This is a genomic window from Hymenobacter sp. AT01-02, assembly GCF_000961955.2.
Lineage (GTDB): Bacteria > Bacteroidota > Bacteroidia > Cytophagales > Hymenobacteraceae > Hymenobacter > Hymenobacter mucosus.
In genome coordinates this window covers 1-2,954 of sequence record NZ_JZIR02000224.1, presented here as the reverse complement: position 1 = coordinate 2,954, position 2,954 = coordinate 1, and the positions used below count along the sequence as shown (strand labels likewise).

At 56.5% G+C, this 2,954-nt stretch carries 4 protein-coding genes; all 4 read right to left on the bottom strand.

What is annotated here, in order from left to right; translation table 11 throughout:
- Positions 1-153: 153 nt before the first annotated feature.
- Positions 154-684: a RagB/SusD family nutrient uptake outer membrane protein gene (locus VI25_RS22635; protein WP_055562952.1), complete on the bottom strand. Its 531-nt coding sequence runs from the start codon at positions 682-684 to the stop codon at positions 154-156.
- Positions 685-712: 28 nt separating this feature from the next.
- Complete coding sequence (locus VI25_RS22630; RefSeq protein ID WP_055562951.1) at positions 713-940, bottom strand: hypothetical protein; 228 nt, start codon at positions 938-940, stop codon at positions 713-715.
- Positions 931-1,713, bottom strand: coding sequence for a hypothetical protein (locus tag VI25_RS22625; protein ID WP_410503460.1), 783 nt, complete (start codon positions 1,711-1,713; stop codon positions 931-933). The genes VI25_RS22630 and VI25_RS22625 overlap by 10 nt, the downstream gene beginning before the upstream one ends.
- A gap of 64 nt (positions 1,714-1,777) precedes the next feature.
- Positions 1,778-2,827: a hypothetical protein gene (locus VI25_RS22620; RefSeq protein ID WP_055562949.1), complete on the bottom strand. Its 1,050-nt coding sequence runs from the start codon at positions 2,825-2,827 to the stop codon at positions 1,778-1,780.
- Between the last annotated feature and the right edge of the window lie 127 nt (positions 2,828-2,954).

Here is a 2,954-nt window from a genome sequence, read left to right as displayed (position 1 = left end):
TCACCTGCCCGCTGGATAGCGAGCCCGAAGCCATAGTGAGATATACTTTTGCCAGCAGACTGCTGGCGGCACCCTTGCTGGGGCGGCCCGGCTCGTAGCCCGCGCTCGTGGTCGATTTCAGGTTGGCTTCGGCCAGCTTCAGGTTGTCGATGATCAGGCGTATACATCCTTCACCGGAGTGCGCGGCTGTTGCGGATCGGCACCCTCCGTCACGGCCTTCTCGAACACTGGCACGGCGCCGTAGGCCCGCACGAGTAGGAAGTACGCCCAGCCCCGCAGGAAATACAGTTGCCCGAGCGCGTTCTGCTTCACCGTCTCATCGGCCGTCGTCATGGACGTGATCTGCGAAATCCCAAAGTTGCAACGGTGAATCAGGGTATAGGGGCCATTCCAGCCGTAGTCGATGCCCCAGTAGGATTGATAGTTGCCAGCGCCCACGTCGCCAAAGGCCCAGCTAGGCCCCGTGGCGTCGTCCGAGTCGTAGTCCCATAGGTTCGGAAACGGCCCGTAGCGGAACATAGAGCCCGACGCCAGCGTGTTGAGTGCGCCGTTGGCAATAAAGTTGGCGTCAGTTACCTGATCGGGCGTAACGAAATCCAGCGGCTTTTCTTCCAAAAAATCAGTGCAAGCAGTGCTAGCAAGTGAAGCAGCAAACAGGAGGGCAAGTACTTGTATCTTTTTCATCTGATGAGAGACTACCTAAGTCTTGAGATTAGAAGCCAGCGCTTACCCCCAGGGTGAAGGTGCGGCTGTTGGGATAGGAATTCATGTCAACACCACGGCGGGAAGCATCACTGCCGAAGGCGTTAACGTCCGGATCGTACCACTTGTATTTGGTGAAGGTCAGCACGTTGCTAACGCTGGCGTACACGTTAATGGCATCAATGAAGGGGGCTGGGTTCTTGAAGACGTAACCCACGTTGATATTCTTCAGGCGCACGTAGGAGCATCCTGCACCAGACGGTCCGAGAGGCGTGGCTGGCGCGTATCAGCGGCCAGGGCCTTCGGCCAGGTAGCGTTGGCGGCATTTTCGGGCGTCCACCGTCCGTCGTACACAAACTGGGGGATGTTGGCCACCTTGCCCATCCGAATCTGGTACAGGTTGGTATTCACAATGTCGTTGCCCTGTACGCCCTGGAAGAACACGCTCAGGTTGAAGTTCCGATACGAGAAGCTGTTAGTGACACCGAAGTTGTATTTCGCGTTCGTATTGCCAATGATCCGGCGGTCATTGGCCGTAATGGCGGGGTCTTCATCGAAGTTTTTGTACTTGATTTCCCCAATCATCATGCGCTGTACTTCCTCCGACTGGCCCGCGTAGTAGGGGTCAGCCACTACCTCCGCTAAGTTGTCGTAAAAACCGTCTTCCACGAAGCCGTACACCGTACCAATGGGCTGTCCGTTGCGCTGCAGGAAGAAGTTGTCGAAGTTGTTGTAGAGGCTACCGGCAAACTGGTCGCCGGGCAGATCCAGCATCTGGTTGCGGTTGAAAGAGATGTTGGCGTTGAGATTCCAGTTGAAACGCGGCGTCGTTACGAGTGCGCCAATGCCGGAGATTTCCAGGCCCTTGTTCTCCACGGTGCCGAAGTTGGTGAGTTGGGTAGTAAAGCCCGTGCTGTTCGGAATCTGGATGGGCTGCAACAGGTCGTGGGTCTTTTTCTTGTACACATCCACTGTCACCGTGAAGCGGTTCTGCATAAAGCCCATATCCACGCCGGCATTTACTTGGTCCGTAGTTTCCCACCGACGAGGTTCACATCGGCCGGACCGCGCCAGGTTACGTCGGCATAGCCGGGCTGCAATGCGCCGTTGATGGGGTAGGCCGAAAATGCGAAATAGGGTAGGGAGCGGTAGGACCAATGCCCTGGTTGCCCGTCTGGCCGTAGCCCACCCGAAATTTCAGGGTGCTAAACAGGTTCATGTCCTGCACAAAGGTTTCGTCGCCCGCATTCCAGGCCAGCGCAAACGAAGAGAAGTTTGCGTACTTATTGCGGGTGGTGAAGCGGCTGGAACCATCGCGGCGGAACGAAGCTGTAGCCAGGTACTTGCCTTTGTAGCTGTAGTTGACGCGTCCCAGCATAGAGAACAACCCGTTTTCCGACTTGCCACTGCCCAAGGTCTTCTGGTTGAGACCAGCACCGATATTGTTGTTTTGCAGCAAGTCGTCGGGGAAGCCGCGCACCGACATGTTGCGGTAATAGGAGTAGCCCGTTTCCCGCGTTACGGCTGCTACGGCATTGACGCTATGGTCCTGGTGAAAGGTGCGGTTGAAATTCAGGATAGATTCCAGCGTAATGCCACGCCACGTATCATCCGCAGAGTAGGCGTAGCCATTAGTGGTGCGCGCCTCCTGCAAGCGGCGGCTGTAGTACACTTCCCGGTTGTTCACATTGTAGTTCACCCCTAGGTTCTGCCGGAAAGAGAGATAGTCGGTAAACGTCAGCTGCGCGTACGTCGAGGAGTAGATACCTGTAGAGTGGGTCTGGTCCTTGGCTGTGCGGGTGTAGTTGTAGGGGTTAGCAGCGGCGTACCAGGAGGTATTGTCTTCCCGTGCTTTCGACTGGGGGGAGGATACCGGATAGGTAGGCGGGAACACCAGCGCCGAGCTGATGATGCTGGCCTCGTTGCCGTTGGAGTTGGTTTTGCCCAGGTTGTAGGTTGTGAAGCTGATATTGTTGTTGGTACCTAACTCAATCCACTTGTGCACTTTCCGCACAATGTTAGCCTGCAAGCCGTAGCGCTTAAAGCCTGAGTTGACGATAATACCCTGCTGATCCAGCATGTTGCCCGATACCGAGTAGGTGCCTTTGTCGCTGCCGCCCGACATGCGCAGGGTATAGTCCTTGGTGAGGGCCCGGCGGAAGATTTGGTCCTGCCAGTTGGTACTGTAAAGCCGTCCGGGTAGGAGTCGCCGGCCGTGCGTTCAGGAAGTCTTCTGGGGGCTGGCAGGTAGG